16 protein-coding genes and 1 other RNA gene are annotated in these 25939 nt (G+C 59.1%); 7 read left to right on the forward strand and 10 right to left on the reverse strand.

Annotated elements, in window-relative coordinates:
• The first annotated feature begins 1 nt into the window (after position 1).
• From zorB1 to D906_RS08980, 7 genes are all read left to right on the forward strand, one after another.
• The gene (gene zorB1 / locus D906_RS08950; RefSeq protein WP_097156157.1) at positions 2 to 745 is read left to right on the forward strand and encodes a type I Zorya anti-phage system protein ZorB1; all 744 of its coding nucleotides are present in this window, start codon (positions 2 to 4) and stop codon (positions 743 to 745) included.
• Positions 742 to 2367 (forward strand): type I Zorya anti-phage system protein ZorC, encoded by a 1626-nt coding sequence (gene zorC, locus D906_RS08955; protein WP_097156156.1) that lies wholly within the window; start codon positions 742 to 744, stop codon positions 2365 to 2367. The genes zorB1 and zorC overlap by 4 nt, the downstream gene beginning before the upstream one ends.
• On the forward strand, positions 2367 to 5615 hold the full coding sequence (gene zorD / locus D906_RS08960; protein WP_097156155.1) for a type I Zorya anti-phage system protein ZorD: 3249 nt from the start codon (positions 2367 to 2369) through the stop codon (positions 5613 to 5615). The genes zorC and zorD overlap by 1 nt, the downstream gene beginning before the upstream one ends.
• Before the next feature lie 252 nt (positions 5616 to 5867).
• Positions 5868 to 7844: a class I SAM-dependent DNA methyltransferase gene (locus D906_RS08965; protein ID WP_097156154.1), complete on the forward strand. Its 1977-nt coding sequence runs from the start codon at positions 5868 to 5870 to the stop codon at positions 7842 to 7844.
• Positions 7841 to 9199: a restriction endonuclease subunit S gene (locus D906_RS08970; protein WP_097156153.1), complete on the forward strand. Its 1359-nt coding sequence runs from the start codon at positions 7841 to 7843 to the stop codon at positions 9197 to 9199. Before D906_RS08965 ends, D906_RS08970 begins: the two co-directional genes overlap by 4 nt.
• Positions 9199 to 12414, forward strand: a complete 3216-nt coding sequence (locus D906_RS08975) for a type I restriction endonuclease subunit R (protein WP_097156152.1) — start codon at positions 9199 to 9201, stop codon at positions 12412 to 12414. The genes D906_RS08970 and D906_RS08975 overlap by 1 nt, the downstream gene beginning before the upstream one ends.
• 28 nt (positions 12415 to 12442) lie before the next feature.
• Complete coding sequence (locus tag D906_RS08980) at positions 12443 to 13354, forward strand: restriction endonuclease (RefSeq protein ID WP_097156151.1); 912 nt, start codon at positions 12443 to 12445, stop codon at positions 13352 to 13354.
• Positions 13355 to 13420: 66 nt separating this feature from the next.
• Here D906_RS08980 and D906_RS08985 read toward each other — a convergent pair whose 3' ends face one another.
• The 10 genes from D906_RS08985 to D906_RS09035 form a co-directional block, all read right to left on the reverse strand.
• Complete coding sequence (locus D906_RS08985; protein ID WP_027614914.1) at positions 13421 to 13687, reverse strand: hypothetical protein; 267 nt, start codon at positions 13685 to 13687, stop codon at positions 13421 to 13423.
• A complete protein-coding gene (locus D906_RS08990) occupies positions 13684 to 14664 on the reverse strand; it encodes an integrase domain-containing protein (protein WP_097156150.1) in 981 nt (326 codons plus the stop codon). Before D906_RS08990 ends, D906_RS08985 begins: the two co-directional genes overlap by 4 nt.
• The gene (locus D906_RS08995; RefSeq protein ID WP_097156149.1) at positions 14642 to 15001 is read right to left on the reverse strand and encodes a hypothetical protein; all 360 of its coding nucleotides are present in this window, start codon (positions 14999 to 15001) and stop codon (positions 14642 to 14644) included. The genes D906_RS08990 and D906_RS08995 overlap by 23 nt, the downstream gene beginning before the upstream one ends.
• Entirely contained in the window at positions 14985 to 16382 is a 1398-nt protein-coding gene (locus D906_RS09000) for a YfjI family protein (RefSeq protein WP_097156148.1), read from the reverse strand. Before D906_RS09000 ends, D906_RS08995 begins: the two co-directional genes overlap by 17 nt.
• Before the next feature lie 964 nt (positions 16383 to 17346).
• On the reverse strand, positions 17347 to 18603 hold the full coding sequence (locus tag D906_RS09010) for an integrase domain-containing protein (protein ID WP_097156147.1): 1257 nt from the start codon (positions 18601 to 18603) through the stop codon (positions 17347 to 17349).
• A gap of 188 nt (positions 18604 to 18791) precedes the next feature.
• Positions 18792 to 19190: a transfer-messenger RNA gene (ssrA, locus tag D906_RS09015) on the reverse strand.
• Between the two features lie 99 nt (positions 19191 to 19289).
• Positions 19290 to 19580, reverse strand: a complete 291-nt coding sequence (locus tag D906_RS09020) for a hypothetical protein (protein WP_012274266.1) — start codon at positions 19578 to 19580, stop codon at positions 19290 to 19292.
• A 380-nt stretch (positions 19581 to 19960) separates the two neighbouring features.
• Positions 19961 to 22771, reverse strand: a complete 2811-nt coding sequence (locus tag D906_RS09025; RefSeq protein WP_027614919.1) for an FAD-binding and (Fe-S)-binding domain-containing protein — start codon at positions 22769 to 22771, stop codon at positions 19961 to 19963.
• A 75-nt stretch (positions 22772 to 22846) separates the two neighbouring features.
• Entirely contained in the window at positions 22847 to 23992 is a 1146-nt protein-coding gene (gene lldD / locus D906_RS09030; RefSeq protein ID WP_025754269.1) for an FMN-dependent L-lactate dehydrogenase LldD, read from the reverse strand.
• Between the two features lie 63 nt (positions 23993 to 24055).
• Entirely contained in the window at positions 24056 to 25726 is a 1671-nt protein-coding gene (locus D906_RS09035; protein ID WP_019098165.1) for a lactate permease LctP family transporter, read from the reverse strand.
• Positions 25727 to 25939 lie beyond the last annotated feature (213 nt).

Here is a 25939-nt window from a genome sequence, read left to right on the forward strand (position 1 = left end):
GATGTTTGGTAAGCAAATGCCTTCGGCTGCCCGTTCAAAAGACGAAGGAGAGAAGCCTTTTTGGATCTCCTTCGCTGACTTGATGACGGCGATGATGATTTTGTTTCTTGTAGTCATGGTGGCGGCTTTGAGTTCTGTGACGCAGCGGATCAACCAGGCGGAACAGGGGGAGAAGCAGCGTAGCAAGGACATCAGTGAGATTTGCGAGCACCTGAGCCTCAAGGCGAAGACTGCCAGCAAGACCATCGTCGTGGACTGCAAGGACAACCGGATCAGCTTCGGCGATGCTGGCCGCTTCGGGCATAACCAGTACGCGCTGAGCAATGATGGCCAATCGGCACTTCAAGAGGTCGTGCCGATGATTCTGGACGCGGCCAACAGTGAAGAGGGGCGTAAATGGTTCAAGCAGGTTGTGATTGAAGGGTCGACCGACACTGACGGTTCCTACCTCTATAACTTGCACCTGTCATTGCAGCGTTCGGAGTGGGTGATGTGCAGCCTGCTCGATAGTCGTAGCCCGCTCCAGGTCGGTTTGTCGCCAGAGCACCAACAGCAGATCAGATCGATGTTTTTGGCGGGTGGCGTGTCTTTCAACAATGCAAAGGACACCAAGGAAGAAAGCCGGCGAGTGGAGTTGCGCATGCAGTTCTTTGGCTTGAAGGAGAAAGAGGGCAATCTCAAGCCTGATGTGCCGGTGTTCACCAACACTGATGTGGAAAAATGTCAGTTGGCGATGAACCGATGACCAGTTCGATCGCGAGGCTTTCCGCCGCCATCAGCCAAAGCCTGTCAGCTCATCGCACGGCGCAGGCCCCAGAACCGTTGGAGCGTTTCCCCCGTCTGGCTGCTGCGGGAGTCGATCTTTACGAGCGATTCGAGCGCGCTGAAAAGGCCTTGCCGCCCCCCGAAGAAAAGCGTCGTGCTGCGATCAGCAAGTTCCGCAGTGTACTGCCACTCAACGCTTCAGAATGGCGCTTGGTCTTCGCCGGCCTTTCGGACAAGAGTGAGCGCGTCGGGCCGATACTGGACGATGAACTTCTTTACGCCCGGGTGCATAAAGAAGTTCATGAGCGTATCGAGAAGCGAGAACTGAGCCGCCGGGATTGGTTGGCGCTGTGCTTCAGCTACTTTGGCTACGATGCCGCTACGCCCGCTCAGAACGCCAATTGGTGCTTGCTGCGCGAAGACGTTCAGCTCGGTTTCGAATGCGTCAGAGACCAGCAAAAGCGAGTGAAGGAATGGGTGCAGATCGTTCAGCAGCATCAGGAGCTCTTTTCCGAGCAGGCAGGTGCCACGCTGGGTGACCAGATGTTCAAGGGCGAGATCAGCGACCTTTCGGCATTGCAGACGATTGCGCAGATTCCGGATAACAGCTGGCTGTGGCGCAGGATTTTTACCGTGCTGATTTCTCGCATTTTCATGCTGGATGACGCCGAGTTCTCTCAGCGTTTGGCCGACCTGGTCGACATCGGCCGGCAGCACCCGCGGTATATGAACGACATCCTGAGTGCATGCCTGTCGCGCTACCACTTGGCAGCTTATCGAGAGAAACCATCGTCGCTGCTCAAACAGCTCGCGCTCGACAATTGGGGGAGTCCGCAGATCCGCTCCAGACAAAACAGCTGGCTGCAGTATGTCGATAAAGATGTCTGTGCGATGGTCGTAGCCTGGTTTGCGAAGGAGGATCTGGAGCACTTCTTCAACCTGCTGAAGGGCGATGATGACGTAGACCAGTCACGCCTTTTCTACTGGCTGCGGTTTGCCAACCAGATGAGCTACACCAGAATCATCATGGGCTCGGATGCATGGAGTAACGAAGGTCGAGACTTTGCTCATTTCCGTGAGAAGAACAAGGGGCGTCTTGGCCGGCTGATAGGCGCAGCTGGTCATAACAATGCTGTCGTCATGCAGATCGGGAACTACTTTTTCGTGGAGTTCTCGGGAATGGGCGCCTGCTATGTGTATCAGGCAGACAAAGCTCCGTTTGATCCAGAAAAGTCCCAGCTTGGACTCGCTACCGAAATTAAGCAGCGCCATCTTGTGGTGGAGTGGATGCGTCACTTCCCGGCGCCGAGCCGCTCAGATCGCGTTGAGGGATGGCTGATCAAGTTCGATGACACCCTAGAGAGACTGGGTATTCGTATTCAAAACCAGGGGGTAGAGCCTGTCACGTCAAGACTGCTGTCGTTTGACTATCAGCTTCGTGAGTCCATGAGGTCAGTAAAACACACGCTCCATGATCGACGTGCGCAGGGCGGGGCAATCCATATTCAACTCGAAGAAAACGATCAGGCTGCAACCATCGCCCTCCGGCGATTGGGCTTCAAGCCCGAGAACAATAAGCCACTACGGTTCTGGAGAGAGTGATGCTCAAGCGTTTCTTCAAAGGCATTGGCCTGCAGCCGAATTCGGCAGCAGAAAAGGCTGAGCCGACTTTTTCCATTGAGGAGCAGGGGATCTGTTATCCCCTGAGCTTGGCGGAGAGTACCGAGTCCTGGCCGCTGGCCAGTTATCTTGATCAGTTGGAAGAAGAGGAGTTCGTCTCTCAGCTGAGCGATCGATGGCTACTGACGTGGGATGAGCTCTACCGGCTGCTGAGTGAGCCCGAGCACGTAACAAGCCTGCCGCTATTGGGGTTGCCGCCGCTGACAGCCCTCATCCCTCAATTGAGCAGCCAGGGCAGCCTTGCCTCCGACGATTTCAAGGTCTCTATCAGTGGCTGGCGCGATCCGCAGTCCAATGCCAATGTGCAGGTGCAGCGAACGGGCGCCATCGTTCAATATCAGGGAACCACAGAACTTCTGCCTGAGGCGTCCTGGAAACTGACCGGTGCGGTACGACAGCTTTATCTGGCACAACAAAATGAGCCCGGTGAAGTAACCAACCAGATTGGCTGGGCCAGCATCAGAAAGCTGGCGCGCAAGGCTGGCGCTGGTATGGATGGCTTCTTGGACAAGACCGTCGTTATCAAACCCGAGAAACTGCGGCTCAACCCACGAAAGTCGACACTTGGCGACACACCGGTCATCGAGTTGCAACCGAGCTTCGAAGGCCAGCCGGCCAACTGGCTTGAGAGCTTTGACGGTGCCAAGCAGGTTCAGGATCGGTACCGAGTAACGGGTGATGATGGATCGCTGACCCACGTTCTGATTGAGCCTGAAGTCAAATCGGTACTGGACTACGTGCGTTCGTTGCCCGGGCGTCGGGTTGCTGGTGACGATGCCCTTTCATTCGTCCGTAACCCTTACAGCACACTCGGCGAAAGTGCCGCACACGTGCTGGATGCTGAAGCCTATGAAGACGAGCTCGCCGAGGCCGGTATTTTCTTTCATCGCTTCCATCTGGAACCCAAACTGGATGAAGCAGGCCAGCGTATCGAGCAGGTAACACTGACGCTCGAACCGATTTCTCCAACCCCGCAAGCGTCTATCGAAATTGAGTTCAAAGCGGCCCATGAATTCGCGCCGCTTGTGCATGAACTGCAGCTGAAGTTGGCCGCCGGTATGCCTGCGGGCTTCTGGCAGGGCTATGAGCTGGAGCTCAGTGATTTTGATTTGCGCCAGCTGGCAGGCATCAATGACTTGCTTAAACGGTGGCAAAACGAGGCGGCCGGTATCGAGTTTGACTCGGTCCTGGACCTTTCCCTCTACGGCGACCGTGTGACCGGCATTGGGGAAGCGGAAAGAATTACTTCGCCTTTCCTGGTCAAAGAGGCGACCGAGAACTGGTTGCCGAAGGATGTGGCTGCGCAGGGTATCGACGCAGAAATCCTTGGTCGGTGGGACCCTTCCGATCGCGCTCAGTTTGAAGCGTTTAGGCAGCGGTTGGACGAGGCGCGCGCTGCCGGCGATGACACGGTCTGTTTGCCAGAGTCTGAAACACCACTCTCGATTGCCGCTGCCGAGCAACTATTTGATGCCTGGTCGAAGAAGATTGCGCCTGTCGAAGCCGACCCGGTTGAGCAACGGGACAAAGTTGGCCGCGCCGTACTGCAAATCGGCCACAACATTGACGAGCCGACTTACGTTCAGGTCCGTCAAGCGGCGTTACGCGCCGCTTTGGATGCAACGCCAGAGTTGCCTGGCCTGCTCAAGCCTGAAGTCGTTCTGCGCGACCATCAGCTTCAAGGCGTGGCGTGGTTGCAGCATTTGTTCCGTTTGTCCCCCACGGACGTATCGGGTTGCTTGCTCGCTGATGACATGGGGCTTGGGAAAACGATCCAGTTGCTCACCTTCCTCGTCTGGTACCTGGAACATTACCCAAAAGATCAGCCAACACTGATCGTCGCTCCGGTTTCGTTGCTCGACAACTGGGAGCGAGAGCTTCACCGGTTCTTCTTTGCTGACGCACTGCCCGTATTGAAGCTGTATGGATCAGCCTTGAGTGCAGTGAAGTTCAAGAAAGATGAAATCCCAGCGGACTTGAAAGCCAAAGGCATCAAGAACCTGCTGCGCCCAGGTTGGATGGGCGATGCCCGAATTGTCCTGACGACTTACGAGACACTGCGTGATCAGGAGTTTTCCCTGGCGCGTCAGCAATGGTCCATCGTCGTGTGTGACGAAGCTCAGAAGCTGAAGAACCCTGCCGCACTCGTGACTCAGGCGATCAAAGCCATCCCCGCAAGGTTCCGAGTAGCGTGTACAGGTACGCCGGTCGAGAACACCCTGATCGATCTGTGGTGCCTATTCGACTTCATTCAGCCAGGGTTCCTGGGCGGTTTGAATCAGTTCGGTCGCGACTATCAGCGCCCCATAGAAGCCGCACTGGAGCGTGATACGGATGCGTTGGAACGCCTGCGTGGGCTTATCGAGCCGCAGACTTTGCGGCGCACCAAACAGGACATCGCCAAGGACCTGCCGGCCAAGATCGAAGACGCAGCATGTCGTTCACTTGGCATGCATGCGCTGCAGCGTAACCTGTATCTGTCCGAAATATCCGCATACAGCCACAAGCAGCAGATTGAAGAGCAGCTCGATCAGAAGACCTCCGGCATGCTGGGCTTGCTGCACAAGCTCAAGCTGATTTGTGCCCATCCATACAGCGTTCAGCCAGACACCCGGTTGCGTGACAACTCGCCGAAGCTGCAGTGGTTGATGCAGACGCTCGAGTCGATCAAACGGGCCGGAAATGGCGACAAGGTTATCGTCTTTACCGAGTTGCGAGATATTCAGCGGGAATTGCAGCACGCGATTCAGCAGCATTTCGGGTTTCGGGCGACGGTCATCAATGGCGATACCAGCACCAGCAGTCAGAGCGCCAATAGCCGGCAGAGGCTGATCGATCAATTCCAGGAGCTGTCAGGTTTTGCAGTCATCATTCTGTCCACAATCGCCGTTGGGTTTGGAGTGAATGTGCAAGCCGCCAACCACGTCATTCACTTCACGCGTTGTTGGAACCCGGCCAAGGAAGATCAAGCGACGGATCGGGCCTATCGGATCGGGCAGCAGAAGGATGTGTATGTGTACTACCCGACGGTTCGGGATGCGGCGATACCGACGTTTGAGGCGACGTTGGATGAGCTGCTGAGTAAGCGACGGGCGTTGGCGCGGGATATGTTGAGTGGGGCCTCGGAGCTTCAGGCTTCTGATTTTGAGGCCGTGCTGAACACGCATTGATATGTCAATTATGGGTACAGGTGCGCTCATCTCCGAGCGTGCCAATCCGCAAGAACCTGCGAGCTAGGGCGGGTGCGTCAGTGGTAACTGAGTGGATTATTTACCTGTTCGCACGTCAAGTGTTGGCACTGGGCGTTCTGAGGCTTAATGTGCGCGGTATCCAGGCCGCCCATGAGCCCTCGGGCTGTGACATTCAGTCGGCTCGAAAGGTTAAACTCACTCTTTTGCCTGTGTATTCCAAGGAATTATTGAGTGAACACGGAAAATCATTCCCAGACGGCCGCCTTTCTCTGGTCGATTGCCGACCTACTGCGTGGTGATTTCAAGCAGTCCCAGTACGGCCGCATCATCCTGCCATTCACCCTGCTGCGGCGTATGGAGTGTGTGCTGGCGCCGACCAAGGATGCCGTGATTTACGAGTCCTACGCCCAGGAAGGCCGCCCGGACACCGTACGTGAAATGTACATGTTGCGCGCCGCTGGCCAGCAGTTCTTCAACTCCTCATCGTTGACCCTCGGCACCCTGTCCGACACCCAGACCGACGCGGACCTGATGAGCTACGTACAGGCGTTCAGCAAGGATGCTCGCGAGATCTTCGAGCACTTCCACTTTGAAGACTTCGTTCAGCAGCTGGAAACGGCCAACTTGCTATATCAGGTAGTGCAGCGCTTCGCTGCCACCGATCTGAGCCCCGAGTTCATCAGCAACTTCGGTATGGGCATCATCTTCGAAGAGCTGATCCGTAAGTTTGCGGAAAGCTCCAACGAAACCGCCGGGGAGCACTTCACTCCGCGCGATATCGTGCACCTCACCACTTCGCTGGTGATCACCGATCAGGACCACAAGCTCGCGCCCAACAGCATCGTCACCATCTATGACCCAACCGCCGGCACCGGTGGTTTTCTGTCTGAGGGTGATGAGTACATCCAGTCCATCAGCGAAAAGGTCAGCGTGTCGCTGCACGGCCAAGAGCTCAACCCCGAGTCATACGCCATCTGCAAGGCGGACATGCTGATCAAGGGCCAAGACGTGGCCAGCATCAAGCTCGGCAACACCTTGTCCAACGACCAGTTAGCCCACAAACGCTTCGACTTTATGCTCAGCAACCCGCCGTTCGGCGTGGAATGGAAGAAGGTGCAAAAGCAGATCACCGACGAGCACAGCCACAAGGGCTTCGACGGCCGCTTCGGCCCCGGCCTACCGCGAGTGTCCGACGGCTCGCTGCTGTTTCTCCTCCACCTGGTCAGCAAGATGCGTGACCCGCGCGACGGTGGCTCGCGCATAGGCATCATCCTCAACGGCTCGCCGCTGTTTACCGGCGGCGCCGGTTCGGGTGAGTCGGAGATTCGCCGCTACCTGCTGCAGAACGATCTGGTTGAAGCCATCGTCGCGTTGCCGACGGACATGTTCTACAACACCGGCATCGCCACCTATGTGTGGATACTCAGTAACCACAAGGCTGTTGCGCGCCAAGGCAAGGTGCAGTTGATTGACGGCAGCCAGCACTCCGCCAAAATGCGCAAATCGCTGGGCAGCAAGCGTCAGTATATCACTGAGGATCAAATCAGCGAGCTGGTGCGCCTGTATGGCAGCTTCGAGCAAACCGCGCAGAGCAAAATCTTCCCCATCGACGCCTTCGGCTACCGTCGCATCACCGTCGAGCGCCCGCTGCGCCTGAACTTCCAGACCAGCGCCGAGCGCATCGCTAAGGTGCAGGAAGAAAAAGCCCTGAAGAAACTCGACAGCGCCGCTCAGCAACAGCTGCTGACCGCCCTGCAAACGATGGACGCCAGCCAGATGCACCGCAACCGCGATCAGTTCAGCAAGCAGCTGAAAAAAGCCCTCACCGCTCACAGCGTTAGCCTGAGTGCGACGGAACTCAAAGCCCTGATGAGCGCCCTAAGCGAGCGCGACCCTAAGGCGGATATCTGCACCACCAAGGGCAAGCCGGAAGCCGACGCCAGCCTGCGCGATAACGAGAACGTGCCGCTGGGCGAATCGGTATACGAGTACTTTGCGCGTGAAGTCATCCCCCATGTAGCGGATGCCTGGATCGACGAAAGCAAAACCGACGTGCTGGATGGCGAGGTTGGCATTGTCGGCTTCGAGATTCCCTTTAACCGCCACTTCTACGTGTTCCAGCCACCGCGTCCGCTGGTCGATATTGATCGCGACCTGAAAGCCTGCACCGACCGCATCAAGCAGATGATAGAGGGGCTGTCGGCATGACGTTTCCAGCGTATCCGGCTTACAAGAATTCTGGGGTTCAGTGGATAGGAAGTATCCCAGAGCATTGGTGTGCTTCTCGCCTTAGAAATATCTTCTTCATTCAAAAGAGAATTGCCGGAAAACTTGGCTTTGACGTTCTTTCCATTACTAATAAAGGCGTAAAGATTAAGGATGTCGATAGCGGTGACGGCCAGCTGTCTAGTGACTACAGCAAGTATCAGCTAGTCATGAAGGGCGAGTTCGCAATGAATCACATGGACTTGGTTACAGGCTATGTGGATATCTCAGAATTTGATGGCGTAACAAGCCCTGATTATCGTGTTTTTAGTTCGGCACACCCAGAGCTGGATAATCCACGATTCATGTTGCGATTGCTTCAGAACGCTTACCACCAAAAACTGTTCTTTCCATTCGGGCAGGGATCTGCACACCTTGGACGCTGGCGGCTGCCTACAGAGGAATTCAAAGACTTTTTCTTTCCCCGACCATCACGGTTTGAACAAACCCAAATCGCCCGCTTCCTCGACCACGAAACCGCCCGCATCGACGCGCTGATCGAAGAGCAGCAGCGCCTGATCGAGCTGCTCAAGGAAAAGCGCCAGGCCGTGATCTCCCGCGCCGTCACCAAAGGCCTCGACCCCACGGTGCAGATGAAAGACTCCGGTGTGAAGTGGCTGGGAGAGGTACCGGCACATTGGGAAATCACTCAAATTAAACGTCGATGTAATCTGATTACTGATGGTGCACATATCTCTCCTGAGACGGAAAGCGGGGTTTACTGCTTTGTCTCTACCAGAGATGTATCAGACGAAGGCATAGACTTTGATGGTTGTCTTCGAACTTCTGCTGCCAGTTATGAGTACCTAGTAAAAACAGGCTGCCAGCCAGCGATCGGTGATGTTCTATTCAGCAAGGATGGGACTATAGGTCGGACTATTGTAGTCGGTGAAAATTCGCCAGATTTTGTCGTTGCGTCTTCACTGATTATCATCAGACCCAACAGAGCGGAATTACTCCCAATATATCTCGACTTCATGTGCCAGTCCTGGGTAGTTTCCCAACAGGTAGACGGTTTTGTGAAAGGCGCGGGCCTGCCTCGCTTGTCAATTCAAAATCTTACAAAGGTTGTTGGCGTTTTCCCTCCACTTGAAGAGCAAGCACTTATTGCTCATTTTCTTCAGTTGCAGTGCGTAGCTGCACGCCAATTGTCTAGCGAAGCATGGCGCACTATGGAGCTATTAAAAGAACGCCGCTCAGCCCTGATCTCCGCCGCCGTCACAGGCAAAATCGACGTGCGCGCCTGGCTGCCACCCGCCAACGTGCCAACTCCCAAATTAGTACAAGAGGCCGTGTAATGGCGGACAGCAAGGAAGCGCAATTTCAGCAGGACATTATCGACGCTCTGGCCGCCCAAGGCTGGCTGGTCGGCACCGCCAGTGGCTACGACCGCCGCACGGCGCTGTATACCGAGGATGTGCTGGGCTACTTCAAGGACGCCTGGCCGGAGCGTTGGGACAAGTTCGCCAAGGCCAACCCGAATAATCCGGATGGCGTGCTGGTGCAGAAGCTGGTGCGCGAGTTGGAGCAGAGCGGCACCCTGGATGTGCTGCGCCACGGCTTTAAGCTGCCGGCGGTAAAGGTCGAGTTGTGCAGCTTCCAGCCCGACCACGGGATGAACCCGGACACCCTCAAACGCTACCAGTGCAACCGCCTGCGCGTGGTGCCGGAGGTGTCTTACTCGCCGTATGCGCGTGATGCCGCTAGCGGCGAGCAGAGCTACAACCCACGGCTGGATCTGGTGCTGTTCGTCAACGGCATCCCCACCGCCACGCTGGAGCTGAAAAGCGAGTTCAAGCAATCGGTGGAAAACGCGAAGCGCCAATACCGCCAAGACCGCCCGGTAAAAGACCCGCTCACCAGCAAACCCGAGCCGCTGCTGACCTTCAAACGCGGCGCGCTGGTGCACTTTGCCGTGGGCCAGAACGAGGTGGCGATGACCACCAAGCTGGCGGGTAAAGACACCTTCTTCCTGCCGTTCAACCTCGGCAGCGCGGACGGCGGCGCGGGCAACCCCATGCCGGATGACGACAGCCAATACGTCACCAGTTACCTGTGGCTACGCCTGATGCAGCCGCATGCCTGGCTCAAGGTGCTGGGGCGCTTTCTGCACCTAGACAAGAAAACAAGCGAAGGCTTCGACGGCACGCCGGTGACCAAGGAAACGATGATCTTCCCGCGTTATCACCAGTGGGAAGTGGTCAACACGCTGATCAACACCACTCGCGCCGAAGGGCCGGGCAAGCGTTATTTGATTCAGCACAGCGCCGGCTCGGGCAAGTCCAACTCCATCGCCTGGACCGCGCATCAACTGGCCTCACTGTATGACGATACCGGCCAACGGCTGTTCAATTCGGTGATCGTGGTTACCGACCGCACGGTACTGGACAGCCAGCTGCAGAACACCATCTACCAGTTCGAGCATGCCCAGGGCGTGGTCAAACCGATCAGCCGGGATGTCGGCAACCAGAGTAAATCCGAACAGCTGGCCGAGGCATTGGCTGAGCAGACGCGCATCATCATCGTCACCATCCAGACTTTCCCGGCGCTGTTCGATGCGCTGGACAAGTACCCCAAGCTGGCCAGCGGGCGCTATGCGGTGATCGCCGACGAGGCGCACTCCTCGCAAACCGGCTCATCGGCTAGCAAGCTGAAGCAGATACTTGGCAGCGATGCCGTCTTTGGCAAAGAAGCGGATACTGAAGAAGTCAGTGCTGAAGAGCTACTGGACACCGCCGTGCAGGCGCGCCAACCAAATGAGCGCATTAGCTACTACGCCTTTACCGCCACGCCCAAGGCCAAGACTCTGGAGCTGTTCGGTCGCCCGGCCGACCCAACCCTGCCGGTTAGTGCCAGCAACAAGCCGGAGGCGTTTCACCTGTACTCCATGCGCCAGGCCATCGAGGAAGGTTTTATCCTCGACGTGCTGCGCAACTACACCACCTACAGCACCGCCTGGAAGATCGCTCACCCGGATGGCAAAGACGACGAGGTGGACAGCAAGAAGGCGCGCATCAAGCTGGCACGTTGGGTGCGCCTGCACCCCTACAACATCAGCCAGAAGGTCGAGGTAATCGTCGAGCACTTCCGCGCCAATATCCGAGGTCTGCTCAATGGCCAAGCTAAGGCCATGGTCGTGACCAGTAGCCGCCAGGAAGCGGTGCGTTATCAGTTGGCAGTGAAGGCCTATGTGCAGCAGATGGGTTACAGCGACGTGCACCCGCTGGTGGCGTTCTCCGGCAGCGTGTTGCCGGATCAGATGATCCCCGACGAGGTGACGGAAAGCAGCAGCCTACTCAACGCTGGCCTGAATGGTCGCGATCTGGCGCAGGCGTTCGACACCCAAGACTTCAACGTGATGATCGCGGCCAACAAGTACCAGACCGGCTTCGATCAGCCCAAACTGTGTGCCATGTACGTGGACAAGAAGCTGCAAGGCGTGGACTGCGTGCAGACCCTGTCACGACTGAACCGTACCTTTGGTGACAGCAAGGAAACCTTCATCCTCGACTTCTTCAACGAGCCGCAGGACATTCTCGACGCTTTCTTGCCTTACTACACCAAGGCCGAGCTGACCGATGTGACCGACCCGCAGATCATCTATGACCTGCAGAAGAAGTTGGATGCTGAGGGGATCTATCACTGGCAGGAGGTCGATGCATTCGCCATGGCCTTCTTCGACCCCAAGGCGGCAGCCAGCAAGCTCAGCTATTACTGTACGCCAGCCAAGGAGCGCTTTGCTAAGCGCTATGCCTTCTTGGTGGACTCGCACCAGCAGGCGCTGGACTTCAAGCGCACGGCCGAAGCTAACGGCGACAGTAGCGGCCTGAAAAAAGCCGAGCACGCGCTGAAAGAGGCCGGCGAGCAAATCGATCAACTCGACCTGTTCCGTAAAAACCTGCAGAGCTTTGTGCGCCTGTACGAGTTCCTCTCGCAGATTGTGCCCTACGAGGACCGTGAACTGGAGCAGCTCTGCGTGTACGCCAAACACCTGCACCCGCTGTTGCGCGTGGATCGACTACAACAAGACGACGTGGATGTAGGCGAGTTGCAACTGAGCCACTACCGTCTGAGCAAGCGCGCCGAGCATCAGCTGCGCCTGAACGAGGAAACCGGCGAATACACCCTCAAACCTAGTAGTGATGTGGGCAGCGGCAAGCCCCATGATCCGGAGAAGAAGCGTTTATCGGAAATCATCGAGGCGCTGAACGTTATCTTCGGAGCCGAGGTGAGTGATGACGACCAACTGCAGTTCCTTACCGGCATCGCCCAGCGCATCAGCCGCCAGGAAGATGTGATGGCCCAGGTGAACAACCACTCGGTGGATCAAGTGATGCACGGCCTGTTCCCCAAACGCGTGTTGGACACCGTGCTGGACGCCATGACCGAACACGAGAAACTCTCGCTGGAGGTGCTGGATAACGAGACGAAGAGTCGGGCGTTTGCGCTGGTGATTTTGAAGATGCTGAAGACAGCGGCTGGATTTGATCAGAGCGGCTTCCACGGTGCCTGAACACCGCGTGTAAGGATAGGATGCAACGATGGCAATTCCTGATTTTCAAAGCGTGATGCGGCCTGTGCTGGCCACTGTGCAAAATGGTATGCCGATGCCACTCAACGAGGTGCGCGAGCAGGTGGCCGAGCAGTTTCAACTGACCGAGGAGGAGCGCAAAGAGCGGCTGCCCTCTGGCCATCAGACAGTAATCAACAACCGAGTGGGCTGGGCACGTACTTATTTGAACAAAGCGGGACTGCTGTGCATTCCAACTAAGGGGATGGTGCAGATTACGCCGCGCGGCCTCACTACTTTGGCTGATGGCCCGGAGCGCATCACGGTTAGTTGGCTGAAGCAGTTCCCTGAATTCGCAGACTTCCATACCGCCAAACCGCAAGAGCTTGACGCGCCTGCCTTGCCACCTGTCGAGGTTGCTGAAACCACGCCTGACGAGCAGTTGGCAGAAGCGCATCAAGCATTGGTACAGTCACTGGCAGATGAGCTGTTAGTTCAAGTCCGGGCCGCTACCCCCAGCTTTTTTGAGCAGTTGGTGGTCGATCTCATGATCGCCATGGGCTACGGCGGATCGCGTAAGGAAGCCGGTAAGGCAACCCAGGCAACCAATGATGATGGGATTGACGGGATTATTAAAGAAGACAAGCTCGGCCTTGACGTGATTTATCTGCAGGCCAAGCGCTGGACCAACACTGTGCACCGTCCGGAAATCGACAAATTTATCGGCGCTTTGACACGCCAGCGTGCCCGCAAAGGCGTGTTTATCACCACGTCGGATTTCTCGGATGGCGCCCGTGCTGCAGCGCTGGGGCTGGATATCAAAGTGGTGCTGATCGACGGTGTCGAGCTGGCGCGACTGATGGTCGAGAACAACTTGGGTGTGAGCATTAAGCAGGTGTATGAGGTGAAGCAGTTGGACAGCGATTATTTCGCAGGGGAGTGAATTGTAACGTTTGGTCTTAACAAGACTTCGGCAGCTAATACTGACTCATATCCCTCTAATATGATGTCAGCGCCCGATGGCTCCCCTGCGCTTCAAGATCAATGCAGCAGTGAGACGATAGTGATACCTGCTGGCGTCGGAATGATCTTTCAGGTACTGGGTAAGAAACCAGCGCACATGCTTTAGCTGCCAGGTCCACGGATTATCTCGATGCCATCGCTGTTGAATGGCAGCCTGCATGATTCGGGCTTGGCGTAGGTGGCGTTGCTGCGTTGTTCTCGAGCCGGCCAGGGTGCCGCTCAGGAACAGCGTCATATCAAAAGGTTTGCTCATGATCGTCCACCAATGTAGGCCGAAACCACATCTATCCGGTTGTGCCCAAGTTCAAGGCTGATCTGTAGGCGTGCCTGATGATCAAGTTCGCGTTCTGTGCGAAAACCGTGGCCACCATTGATCGGAGCTGCGAGGCCTGTAAGTTGCTCGTAACGTTTGCAGGCGTATGCCGCACGCAGTTCATGGAACCCCTTTAATCCGTATTCATGCAATATTGCGCGAGCAGGGAGCACAGTCCGCTGAATGAACACGGCGTAGGTTTCATCCCGGGACAGTAAGTTGCGGCTGCCGGTCGGCGACGCTTCACGCGCCAACTGTAGTGCCGCCTTTACCTCCTCATTTGCGATGACCCATCGCGGAGCTGAAGCCCCTGAGCGGCCGCCTTTGGTGCCGTCCTGTATATTGATGCGGCCTAAGTACTCGGCTTCGCGGTGCAAGCGTGGCAGGTCCGCTAGGATCGCTTCGCGCAGGCGCATTCCGGTAGTCCGGGCCAGCATGACAATCGCTGCTACCCGCTCATGTTGCTGTTGTGCCAGCACCTGCGCTACTCGTTGAACGTTTTGATAGTCTTGGCCATCCGGCGCACGGGTGCGTACGATGGATCGCTGCTGTCCCAATGCTTGGCTCGGACTGACAATTCTCACGTCCAGATCACCGCGCAGCGCTGCGAGGGCGCGGTTAACGCTGCTCAGGCGGTTTTGCGCGGTGGTGATGCATAGTTCGCCTTGCAGGATCTGCTGGCGCAGGTATGCGACGTAATCCTCCAGCGTCTGTCGATTAATCTGGCGTGCATCGTTGTAACCGGGGCCGTCCTCCGATCGGCACCAGCGAACGAAGGCTTGCCAGCGATCGCTGTGTGCTTTGACGGTGGCGAAGTGGCCGCCGGCAAACAGATCTTCCAGTGCCTGCCGACCGGCGTAGTTCAGTTGGCGACCGTAGCCAAAATTGCGACCATCACGCCGACCGACCAGCGCCATTGTCTTCACCTTGATCATTGGTTTGCAGGAGCAGCAGCAGGGCTTTCCAGTGGGGGCCGATGGTGTCCAACTGTCCCCAGTGTGCTGGGCGGATGTGGAGGGCGTTTTCGCTGTGTTGCAGCGAAGCCCCTTCTTCTTGCAACTGCTCGATGAGTCGAGCGAGGTCGATGGACTCAGATGTTGGAGTGGCGACAACGGCGACACTGGCGACAGCCCCCGCCGGATCTGGATTGGCACGTGGCGACAAAGTGGTGGCAGTAGCGGCGACACACCGTAGCTCGGCCGGCGAGCAATGTTGCGCTCGATAGCGGCGCACGGCGTCATTGAGTCGGAACATGGCGCACCTCGAATATGTCCCCGTCATTGTCCAGCCAGTTATGGGCAACCAGTTGCAGCAATAACTCGAAGGTGTGCCGCGTGCTTTTTCGGGCAAAGCGAGGGCCGTTGCGCGTGATATCGCGGAGGCGAAACGGTGGCCAGTTCTTCTTTATCAACCAGCGCAGGAGGCAATCAGCCTCTGCGCGAAGCTTATTCAGTGGTTCCTGTTCAGTCAGGCGTTGGTTCTCGGCCAGGTAGTAATCCATCAGCGTGGAGGCGCGCTGAATGTGCATGTCTTCCAATACAGTCGATTCCTCAACCACCGCCATCACACCAGCCATGCGTAGTACGTTCGCGGCGGCTTTGCTCGCTGCAGCTTGGACGTTGACCAGCTCGCCGAACTCCCCTGACTCGCATTCAATGGTGTCGTGAATGGCAATCCAGGCCTCACGGGCGCGTGAGCTCAACTCTATGACCGCAGGTGTGAGGCCACCGTCTTTATGCCGTGACCAAGGCTTCTGCATCAGCGCGGCAATGCGCTGCTGGTACAGGTGCACCTTTGGATCTCGGGTCAGGTCGATGGCCTTGTACAGCCGCTGTCCAACCAGACGCTCCGGCCAACTGATCAGGCAGCGCCCCAGGATGCCCTGGTCTTTGATATCTGCGTCCTGAAGCAAGCGGTCGGCCAGGCGGGGTTGCAGCATCAAGTGCATGCTGAGGCGGCGGTCATAGGCACGCAGGCTTTCCCCTGCCATCGCGCGCGACCGATCAATCGGGCTGCCGTCCCACAGCGTCGACAAGTGAGTAATCGCCTTGATCATGTTGTCCTTGCTCATGGTGCTGCCGCCCAAGAACTGGCCGCCTTCATCACTGAACAAGCCCATGCTCGGTAAGCCATGGCACAGACTTTTGACTAGACCTTCAATGGTCGGCTCAGCACTGAGGAGTCTCGGTTGGACGGGTTCAGGTTGGGCGTCCAGCGCTAGCTGTGCTGACTTTTTCGAGGTTGGCGATTTCGCGGTGAGGCTCATTGCAGCTCGGTGCGCCTTGAGCTGTTCGCCATAGGCGATCCACTGCTGTCTTTCCCAGTCGCGTACGGCCTGCAGCGCAATATGGTCCACCGCGCTTTTGCGATCACCCGAGCAAGCCACCGTCAGCAAGTACAGCGACAACGGATAGATTCGGCCGTCGAGGTGAACATTGGCGTGCGCCTGGCTCGCCAAAGCTGCCGTGGCTAGAACAGATTGCGCGGCCATGGCGCAGGGCACGCCGATCACATCGGCCATGCGCTCTACAGCCGGCCCCAAAAGATCGCCCAGCTGCGCGACCGGGTAGGGTAGGGGCGTAATCTGCTGTTCCAACAAGGGGCGTGGTGGCCCTTGGACTTCGCGCAGGTGCATAGCCTTCCTCCGAAAATTACCGATCTCTCCCTCACGTCATCCCGCCAAGAATGCTGAGTGTTATCAGGGATCAAGGCCCCTGCGACCTGTGAGGGTGTCCGCTGACGCGGGACTGGCGGCTCCTTACGACCAGGAGCAAGGGCATCTCATGATCTGGCCTCCTGAGCACCGATAGCGGTGGGCGGGTGGAGGCTGCACTGGCTGACGAGACCAGTGCCGCGAGATCCTGAGCTGGGTGGAAGCAGCACTGCGATGACCGGGGCATGCCTGACTGTCAGTCAGGTGCAGTCCATTCCCTGGTCTGCGGCACCATCATCTACAGCGCTGTTGCTGGTGACATCGGCGTTTGTCACGCCGATTGTCACGAGGGAAATTGCCGCGAAGCCATGTGCGATGAGGGCTGCAGCAGTGGTAGGAGCGCCCGTCTCTTTTCTGGAAAAAGAGACGGGCGAACGGTTGGCGCAAAACATTGGCCGAGCAGGTTCGTTGCTGCAGGGCTAAAGGGTTAGCGGGCAGCCGCACTAGGCGGATTGTTTAGAGGGCGTCCATCATTCTGGCGAATGACCGTGCGAGCCTCCGGGCGCGAATCGCACTTTGGGTTGAACCACCGGGTTAGCGGCATGACCTTGAAGGATCTGGTCATCTGGGGTGCTGCCTAAGGCAGCGCTTTGAATCTTCGTTCTATCGGTCGCTTCGGCACGGGTCAATTGGTGAAGGGCACATGGAAATGCGCCAGATTCCACCTCTGGCGTGCTTTGGAAGTCAGTGGGTGTCAGTGGCAAAGTGGCCGTTTGTCGCTTTTCTAGTGTTAGCCCGTCAGCATGGGGATGCGAAGCCTCCCCATGCTCACGGGCTTAGCCGGAGAAGCCAAAATCGAGGCGAGTTGGCGACTGTCGCCATCAGCTCAGACGACAAAGATGTAGATGGCACGCGGTCTGTCGCCAGTGTCGCCGTTGTCGCCGCCCTATCGGATGGGTACTACGTTCCGATCCCTGGCCACATTCATCGCGCTGGCCGAGAGGTTGCCCGTCGACGCCTTCAGAATGTACTCGCTCCACCAAGCCATCATCGGCCGCCGTCGCTCGATGTAGTCGGCTCGGTTGTAGGCACTGCGCACCTCATCCTTGTCAACGTGCGCCAACGCCACTTCGATGAGCTCCGGGTCCCACCCATGTTCATTCAATATGGTGCTGGCCATCGAGCGCATGCCGTGGCTGACCAAGCGGTCCTGGAAGCCCATGCGTTTCAACGCCATGTTGGCGGTCTGGCTATTGGCATGAGTACGAGGGTTTCGGTCTGCCGGGAAGACGTATTCCCGATGACCACTGTGGGACTTCAGTATCTCCAGCAATGACATGGCTTGATCGCTCAACGGGATGCTGTGCGGGCGGCGCTTCTTCATCCGCTCTGGCGGGATGGTCCAGACACGCCTTTCAAAGTCGATGTCTGCCCAGCGAGTAGTCGCTGCCTCGGCGGGGCGAGTCATGGTATGCAACTGCCATTCGATCAAGCAGCGGGTCGTGCGCTTGATACTGGCGTTCGCTATTTCCAGCATTAGCTCAGGAAGCTCCTCGGGTGGAAGCGCCGCCATGTTTTCCTTCTTCGGTTTCTTGAACACCGCCCGAATCCCGCTGAGCGGGTTCGCGAAGATCATTCCCGAATTGACACCGTAGGTCATGATCTCGTTGAGGCGCTGGCTAAGCCGCTTCACGGTTTCCAAGCTGCCTTTGGCTTCGATGGGGCGAAGGATCTTGATCACCATCGGTGCGCTTACTTCCGAGATCGGAGTCGATTTCATGCTCGGGAAAACGTGCAGAGTGAGTGAACGCCAGATGTCCTCGGCATAGGCTGGTGTGACCGAGTCTTTTTTCAGCTCGAACCAGGCGGTCGCTACTTTCTCGAACGTATGTTCCGTCTCGGCTAGCTTGGCCTGTGCGAGATCATTGCGCTGAGCTTTGGGGTCGATCCCCTGAGCAAGTACTTCCCTAGCATCAACCGCTTTCCGCCGAGCTTGCGCCAGAGAGACCTCGGGATAGGAGCCGAGCGCCATGTTGATTCGATTCTTGGTGACCGGATGCCTGTAGTTGAAATTCCACTGCATCGAGCGGTTGACCCGGACTCGGAGCTGGAGGCCGTCGCCATCCGTGAGGACGTAGTCCTTGTCTTTGGGCTTGACCGCCTTGAGCTGGCGGTCGGAGAGGCGAGCTGTTTGAGCGCACATGGGAGAAGCTCCCTGACACCTTTTGGTATTCCCAAGATTAGCCCCAGGTAGGCTGGAATACCACCGGGAATACCGGGATGGCTGGAACTCAAAAAACCGTTGTGGCCCTCAAAATAGCAGTAAACCCTTGATTTCACTGACTTCCAGGCACAAAAAAAGACGTCCGTGGACGTCTTTGATTGATCATTTGGTGGAGCCGGGGGGATTTGAACCCCCGTCCGCCAGTACTCCGCTGTCGGTACTACATGCTTAGCCGTGTCTACTGATTTAATCCGCAGCCGCCCGACGGGCAGGGTGCTTTGGATGAGTTGTGTAAGTTTTAGTCACTTCGCCCACAACGTGCTACGCGACGATCCTGTTCTGTATGACAATCAGTTCGGGTTTACAGGCATCCCCTAGTGATTGCTGGAGCCGAAGCTACCAGAAGCAACGGGTCAAGAGGGCCGCTTACGCAGCCAGCTTGTACTCCGCGCCGTAGTTTTCGTCATTGGCAACTATAAAAGTTGCAACAGTGGATTTACGAGTTCTGTTACCAACTCGGCATGCACCTAGAGTTTCGCTACCGGCGTCGAATCCTAATCGGCCCCACACTAGCGTTACGCTAACGCACCTTACGGCACGTGAGGTGGAGTATACGCCATTGCGCGGGCGACGTCGACAGCCGGTCCTGTCGCCCGCGTTCGGGGTCACGCACCGCCGCTGCCGGTGCCGCTGCCTTTCTCGGTTTTTTCCAGGCGCTCCAGCACTTTGCTGGTGATGGCGATGCATTCCTTGGTGTCGCCGGAGGCCTGGGCGGCCTTGGCTTTGTCGACGTGCTCGGTGATGGCCTTGTCCAGGCCTTCGGAGGTGGCGCCGGCGGTGGCCATGCTGTCGTCGATCTTTTGCAGGTTGGTGGTGCAGAGGTCTTCGGCGGCAAACACAGGCGAAGCCAGCAGGGTGGCGGCCGCGAACAGGGCCGAAAGCGCGGTACCTTTCATGGGTGTCTCCTCTGGGGCCTCTGGAAGGTGGGCCTGTAAGGTGGACTGTGGGGGATTGGCGGGGGTTCAATCGGGATCGGGGCTGCTGGTGCTCGCCTTTGTTGCTATAGCGCCTGGTAGACCGAGCGCCGCCCGCGCGGCGCATCGCGAGCTGCGCTCGCTCCTACGTTTGTTTCGGGCCAGTTATGCCTGCGACAGGCTCGCGCGACCGCCTTGTTTGTACGGCGCGATATCCAGCCATGCGCCAAGGCGTTCGTGTGCAAATGCCACAGGCAGGATTGGCCCTAAACAAAGGTAGGAGCGAGCGCAGCTCGCGATGCGCCGCGCGGGCGGCGCTCGGTCTCACCGGCGCCGCAAACCTAACGGCGACCCCCTCCAGCCTAAATGCTGCGCGGCCGGGTAACGCGGTCTACCAGGTAGACCAGGCCGTGATAGTCGATGCCGCTGTGGCTCGACAGGCCAATCTCGCAGGTGCGACTGGTGGAGATGCCTTCGCTGCAATACTGCACCGCATCCTTCAGGCTGCGCAGCGAGTGGGCATTGAGCTCGGGGGTGGTGAAGCCTTTGTCGCCGGCAAAGCCGCAGCAGTGAATGCCTTCCGGGATCACCACCTGTTTGCTGCAACGTCGCGCCAGGTCGATCAAAGCCTGGCTCTCACCCAGGTGCTGCGTGCTGCACGTCACGTGTACAGCCACCGGCTCGTCCTGGGGGGTGAACTCCAGGCGGTCGAGCAGGTGGGTGCGGATGAAGCGCACGGGGTCGTACAGGTCCAGCCGTGTTTCGCCCAGGTCTTGCACCAGGCGCAGGGTGCAGGGGCTGGTGTCGCAGTAGATCGGGTCAAGGCCGCCGCGGCTGGCGTGCAGCAGGGCGGTGATCAGTTCCTGGCGTTTGTGTTCGGCCTGTTCGGGGTAGCCCTTGGAGGCGAACGGCTGGCCGCAGCACAGGCTGTCGGCGTTGTCGGGGAACACCACCTGGTAGCCGGCCTTTTCCAGCAGGGCGCGGGTTTTGTCCAGCAGCGAACTTTGCTCGCGGTCGGCATAGGCCGGGCCCATCACCCGTGAAACACAGGCGGCCAGGTACACCACGCGGGGGCGGGCGTCGTTGCTGGCCGGGCCGAAGTCCAGCGGGCGCAGCGGCTGTGGCATCGCGGGCGTCCACTGGGGCAGGCGGCCTTTGCTGGCTTTGCTCAACGAGGCGGTCAGGCGGCTCAGGCGGGGGGCGCCGAGCAGCTTGCGTGCGGTGTTGGCGGCGGTCAGGGTCAGGCGGGCGCCGCCCAGTGCGGTGTGGAAGTGATCGGCCAGCCAGTCGGCGGTCTTGCCGTGGTCGGCAGCTTGGCTGCGCAGTTTTTTCACCAGTTCGCCGGTATTGATGCCCACCGGGCAGCGCTGGGCGCACAGGCCGGTGGCGGCGCAGGTGTCGATGCCTTGGTACTGGTAGGTTTGCATCAGTTCGCGGGTGTCGATGCCGGCGCGCTGCTTGGCCTGAATGTCACGCCACATGACGATGCGCTGGCGCGGGCTGAGGGTCAGGCCTTTGGACGGGCACACCGGTTCGCAGAAGCCGCACTCGATGCACTTGTCGACGATTTCGTCGGCGGCAGGCAGCGGCTTGAGGTTTTTCAGGTGGATGTCCGGGTCTTCACTCAGCACCACGTCGGGGTTGAGGATGCCATTGGGGTCGAGCAGGCGCTTTAGCGTCCACATCAGCTGGTAGGCGTCATGGCCCCATTCCAGCTCTACGAACGGCGCCATGTTGCGCCCGGTACCGTGTTCGGCCTTCAGCGAGCCGCCGAACTCCACGGCCACCAGTTGCGCCACGTCGTCCATGAACGCCTGGTAACGGGCGACTTCCTCGGCGCTGTTGAAGCCCTGGGTGAAGACGAAGTGCAGGTTGCCTTCCAGCGCGTGGCCGAAAATGATCGCTTCGTCATAGCGGTGCTTGTCGAATAGCTGGATCAGGCGGTTGACGCCTTCGGCCAGTTGCTCGACGGGGAAGGTCACGTCTTCGATGATGACCGTGGTGCCGGTCTGGCGTACGGCGCCGACAGCGGGGAAGGTGTCCTTGCGGATTTTCCACAGCTGGTTGTACACGGCCGGGTCTTCGCTGAAGTCCACCTGTTGTTCCAGCGGGAAATCGGCGATGGAGGCCATCACCTGTTGCAGTTGCTCATGCAGCAGGCTCTGGCTGGCGGCGCGGGACTCGATCAGCAGGGCGCAGGCGTTGTCCGACAGGCCTTTTACCCACAGCGGCATGCCGGGCATGTTCTGCACAGAGCGCAGGCTGCGGCGGTCGAGCAGTTCCACAGCGGAAACAGGCTGGCGCTTGAGCACGGTGACCGCGCGGCAGCAGCTTTCGACACTGGGGAACACCAGCAGGGCACTGGCCTTGTGCGGGTGGTCGGGCACGGTGTCGTAGGTGACGGCGCTGATAAAGCCCAGAGTGCCTTCGGAACCCACCAGCAGGTGTTGCAGGATGTCCAGCGGCTGGTCGAAGTCCACCAGTGCGTTCAGCGACAGGCCGGTGGTGTTCTTCAGCCGGTATTTGTGCCGAATGCGCTCAGCCAGTGCCGTGTTGGCGCGGGTTTCGCGGCCCAGGCGGGCCAGCGCCTCCAGCAGGTCGGCATGGCTGCGTTCAAAGGCGGCCACGCTGGCCGGGTCTTCGCTGTCCAGGCGGGTGCCGTCGGCCAGAACCAGGCGCAGGCCGGCCAGGGTGTGGTAGGTGTTTTGCGCGGTGCCGCAGCACATGCCGCTGGCGTTGTTGGCGACGATGCCGCCGATCTTGCAGGCGTTGATCGAGGCAGGGTCCGGGCCGATCTTGCGCCCGAAGGGGGCCAGCCAGGCGTTGGCCTGGGCGCCGATGACGCCGGGTTGCAGACGGATCTGCTCGCCCTGGCCGCGAATTTCTTTACCCCCCCAGCTATCGCCAAGCACGATCAGCACCGAGTCGGTGATGGCCTGGCCAGACAGGCTGGTGCCAGCGGCGCGGAAGGTGACCGGCACCCGCTCGCGCTGGGCCAGTTTGATCAGGCCGACCACTTCGTCTTCGGACTCGACACGCACCACCAGCTTGGGGATCAGCCGGTAGAAGCTGGCGTCGGTGCCAAAGGCCAGGGTGGAAGTGGGGTCGTCGAAGCGGCGTTCGGCGGGTATCAGGCGCTCGGCATCACGCAGGAACGCAGCGGGCAAGCTCATGCAGTCTCCTCGCGGGGCCGTGGCGTCTGTGCGCCACATGCCCCGGGTCAATCAGGCGGTCGTTCTTGCAGGCGGTCAGGCGCCCAGTTCGCGTACCAGCGAGTCGCGGGTGATCTCGCTGATCGACTTGGCGCCGGTCAGCACCATGGCCACGCGCATTTCCTTCTCGAACAGCTCCAGCAGGTTTTTCACCCCGGCCTGGCCATGCACGGCCAAGGCGTAGAGGAAGGCGCGGCCGATCAGTACAGTGTCGGCGCCCAGGGCGATCATGCGCACCACGTCGAGGCCGCTGCGGATGCCGGAGTCGGCGAGAATCTTCAGGTCGCCTTTGACCGCGTCGGCAATGGCCGGCAGGGCGCGGGCACTGGACAGCACGCCATCGAGCTGGCGGCCGCCGTGGTTGGACACCACGATACCGTCGGCGCCGAACTTGACCGCATCGCGGGCGTCATCGGCGTCGAGGATGCCTTTGATGATCATCGGGCCGTCCCAGTACTCGCGGATCCACTCCAGGTCTTTCCAGGAGATGGACGGGTCGAAGTTGTTGCCCAGCCAGCCGATGTAGTCGGCAAGGCCGGTGGGGTTGCCACGGTACTTGGAGATGTTGCCCAGGTCATGCGGGCGGCCCATCACGCCGACGTCCCACGCCCATTCAGGGTGGGTCATGGCCTGCAGCACGCGGCGCAGTGGGCCGTTCTTGCCGCTCATGCCGGAATGCGCGTCGCGGTAGCGGGCGCCGGGTACGGGCATGTCGACGGTGAACACCAAGGTCTTGACCCCGGCCGCCTTGGCCCGCTCCAGCGCGTTGCGCATGAAGCCGCGGTCTTTCAGCACGTACAGCTGGAACCACATCGGCCGGTCGATGGCCGGGGCCACTTCTTCGATCGGGCACACCGACACCGTAGACAGGGTGAACGGGATGCCGTGGGCCGCAGCCGCGCGGGCTGCCTGCACCTCGCCACGGCGGGCGTACATGCCAGTGAGGCCGACCGGGGCCAGCGCCACGGGCATGCTCAGGGTTTCGTCGAACAGTTTGGTCTCAAGGCTGAGCTCGGACATGTTGTTCAGCACGCGCTGGCGCAGGGCAATGCCGGCCAGGTCCGACACGTTGTGGCGCAGGGTGTGCTCGGCGTAGGCGCCGCCGTCGGCATAGTGGAACAGGAAAGGAGGCAGCTTGCGTTGGGCCGCGGCGCGATAGTCGGTAGAGGCAGAAATGATCATGGATTCTCGCAGCGTTGCTTGTGGGGAGTGCCGGGCGCGCCATGGCGCCCGGCCCCTTTCACTTTAGTGATGAACCAGCATGCCGGTCAGCCAGTAAGCCTGGATCAGGGTGATCAGGCCGACGATGGTGGCGAAGAACAGGCTGTGCTTGACGGTGAAGCGGAACAGGTCGGACTCCTTGCCCACCAGGCCGGTGGCGGCGCAGGCCACGGCGATCGATTGCGGCGAGATCATCTTGCCGGTCACGCCGCCGCTGGTGTTGGCGGCTACCAGCAGGGTGTCGTTCACCCCGATCTGGTGCGCGGTAGTGGCCTGCAGCGAGCTGAACAGGGCGTTGGACGACGTGTCGGAACCGGTCAGGAACACGCCCAGCCAGCCGAGGAACGGCGAGAAGAACGGGAACGCGGCGCCGGTGCCGGCCAGTACCAGGGCCATGGTCGAAGACATGCCCGAGTAGTTGGTGACGAACGCGAAGGCCAGCACCATGCCAATCGACAGGATAGGCCAGCGCAGCTCCCAGAAAGTCTCTTTGAAAGTGGTCAGACCAGTTTTGAAGTTGATCTTCAGCACCGCCATGGAAATCAGCGCTGAGAGGAAGATCGCGGTGCCGGTGGCGGAGATCGGGTCGAGCTTGAATACCGCTGGCATGGCGGTTGGCGCGGCAACGATCGGTGCGGTCTTGATCACCAGTTGGTCGAGGTGCGGGATGGCGAAGTTGAACACGAAGTTGTACATCGCGCCGCCCGGGGCGAACGCTGCCTTGAACGGCTTCAGGGTCCAGATGGTGACCAGCACGGTGAGGATCAGGAACGGCGACCAGGCCTTGAAGATCTCGCCAAAGCTGTACGGGCTAGGCTGGCTGCCGCTTGGCTGCACAACCGCTGCGCCGACGCTGCCTTTGGCTTCGCTGAACGAACGCTTGGGCTGCCACACTTTCAGGAACAGGGTCAGGGCGATCAGGCTGGCCAGGGCCGAGGTGATGTCGGGCAGTTCCGGGCCAATGAAGTTCGAAGTGAAGTACTGGGTGACGGCGAAGCTCAGGCCGGCGACCAGGGCGGCAGGCCAGGTTTCTTTCACGCCACGCAGGCCGTCCATCATGAACACCAGCCAGAACGGTACGAACAGCGACAGCAGCGGCAGCTGGCGGCCGGTCATGGCGCCGATGTGGAAGGCGTCGATGCCCGTCACCTGGCCGGCCACGATGATCGGGATGCCCAGGGCGCCAAAGGCTACCGGTGCGGTGTTGGCGATCAGGCACAGGCCGGCGGCGTACAGCGGATTGAAGCCCAGGCCCACCAGCAGCGCGGCAGTGATTGCCACCGGTGCACCAAAGCCTGCCGCACCTTCCAGGAAGGCACCGAAGCAGAAGCCGATCAGCAGCACTTGCAGGCGCTGGTCGTCGGTAATCGACAGCACCGAGCTGCGGATCACTTCGAACTGGCCGCTCTTGACCGTGAGTTTGTACAGGAACACCGCCGCAACGATGATCCAGGCAATTGGCCAGAGGCCATAGAGGAAGCCATAACCCGCGGCGGCGAAAGCCATGTCGACAGGCATCTGGAAGGCGAAGATGGCCACCAGGATCGACAACGCGAGGGTGATGCTGCCGGCTACGTGGCCTTTAAGGCGGAACACGGCGAGGGCAAGGAAGAAGAACACGATGGGAATGACCGCCGCCAATGCGGACAGGCCAAGACTACCAAGCGGGCTATAGAGTTGTTGCCAGGTTTGCATATGGGGTGGCCCCTAATTGTTGTTGGTCAGCACTGGCATTGGATAATTGGTAAGACCAATTTACAATGACTGGGCGCTAGGTTAAAAGCGCTGTCATGGGTGTGTCAATTTGTCCCGTGCAAAACTTTGGTCGCGTGCCGATGAGCGGGCACCTGATGTGCTGGGAAAATCGCGACTTGATGGGTGTTTGCGCGGCCTGGATCGGCGAGAATA

It is taken from the genome of Pseudomonas sp. LAIL14HWK12:I1, assembly GCF_003202095.1.
GTDB classification, from domain to species: domain Bacteria; phylum Pseudomonadota; class Gammaproteobacteria; order Pseudomonadales; family Pseudomonadaceae; genus Aquipseudomonas; species Aquipseudomonas monteilii.

What these genes read in the sequence shown, in the direction of transcription:
- D906_RS09020 (WP_012274266.1), bottom strand. Translation starts at nt 19,580, where the DNA reads ATGAAAGGTACCGCGCTTTCGGCCCTGTTCGCGGCCGCCACCCTGCTG.
- D906_RS08980 (WP_097156151.1), top strand. Translation starts at nt 12,443, where the DNA reads ATGGCAATTCCTGATTTTCAAAGCGTGATGCGGCCTGTGCTGGCCACT.
- D906_RS09035 (WP_019098165.1), bottom strand. Translation starts at nt 25,726, where the DNA reads ATGCAAACCTGGCAACAACTCTATAGCCCGCTTGGTAGTCTTGGCCTG.
- D906_RS08985 (WP_027614914.1), bottom strand. Translation starts at nt 13,687, where the DNA reads ATGAGCAAACCTTTTGATATGACGCTGTTCCTGAGCGGCACCCTGGCC.
- zorD (WP_097156155.1), top strand. Translation starts at nt 2,367, where the DNA reads ATGCTCAAGCGTTTCTTCAAAGGCATTGGCCTGCAGCCGAATTCGGCA.
- D906_RS09010 (WP_097156147.1), bottom strand. Translation starts at nt 18,603, where the DNA reads ATGTGCGCTCAAACAGCTCGCCTCTCCGACCGCCAGCTCAAGGCGGTC.
- D906_RS08990 (WP_097156150.1), bottom strand. Translation starts at nt 14,664, where the DNA reads ATGGCGCTGGTCGGTCGGCGTGATGGTCGCAATTTTGGCTACGGTCGC.
- zorB1 (WP_097156157.1), top strand. Translation starts at nt 2, where the DNA reads ATGTTTGGTAAGCAAATGCCTTCGGCTGCCCGTTCAAAAGACGAAGGA.
- D906_RS09000 (WP_097156148.1), bottom strand. Translation starts at nt 16,382, where the DNA reads ATGCACCTGCGCGAAGTCCAAGGGCCACCACGCCCCTTGTTGGAACAG.
- D906_RS08995 (WP_097156149.1), bottom strand. Translation starts at nt 15,001, where the DNA reads ATGTTCCGACTCAATGACGCCGTGCGCCGCTATCGAGCGCAACATTGC.
- D906_RS09025 (WP_027614919.1), bottom strand. Translation starts at nt 22,771, where the DNA reads ATGAGCTTGCCCGCTGCGTTCCTGCGTGATGCCGAGCGCCTGATACCC.
- D906_RS08970 (WP_097156153.1), top strand. Translation starts at nt 7,841, where the DNA reads ATGACGTTTCCAGCGTATCCGGCTTACAAGAATTCTGGGGTTCAGTGG.
- D906_RS08975 (WP_097156152.1), top strand. Translation starts at nt 9,199, where the DNA reads ATGGCGGACAGCAAGGAAGCGCAATTTCAGCAGGACATTATCGACGCT.
- zorC (WP_097156156.1), top strand. Translation starts at nt 742, where the DNA reads ATGACCAGTTCGATCGCGAGGCTTTCCGCCGCCATCAGCCAAAGCCTG.
- lldD (WP_025754269.1), bottom strand. Translation starts at nt 23,992, where the DNA reads ATGATCATTTCTGCCTCTACCGACTATCGCGCCGCGGCCCAACGCAAG.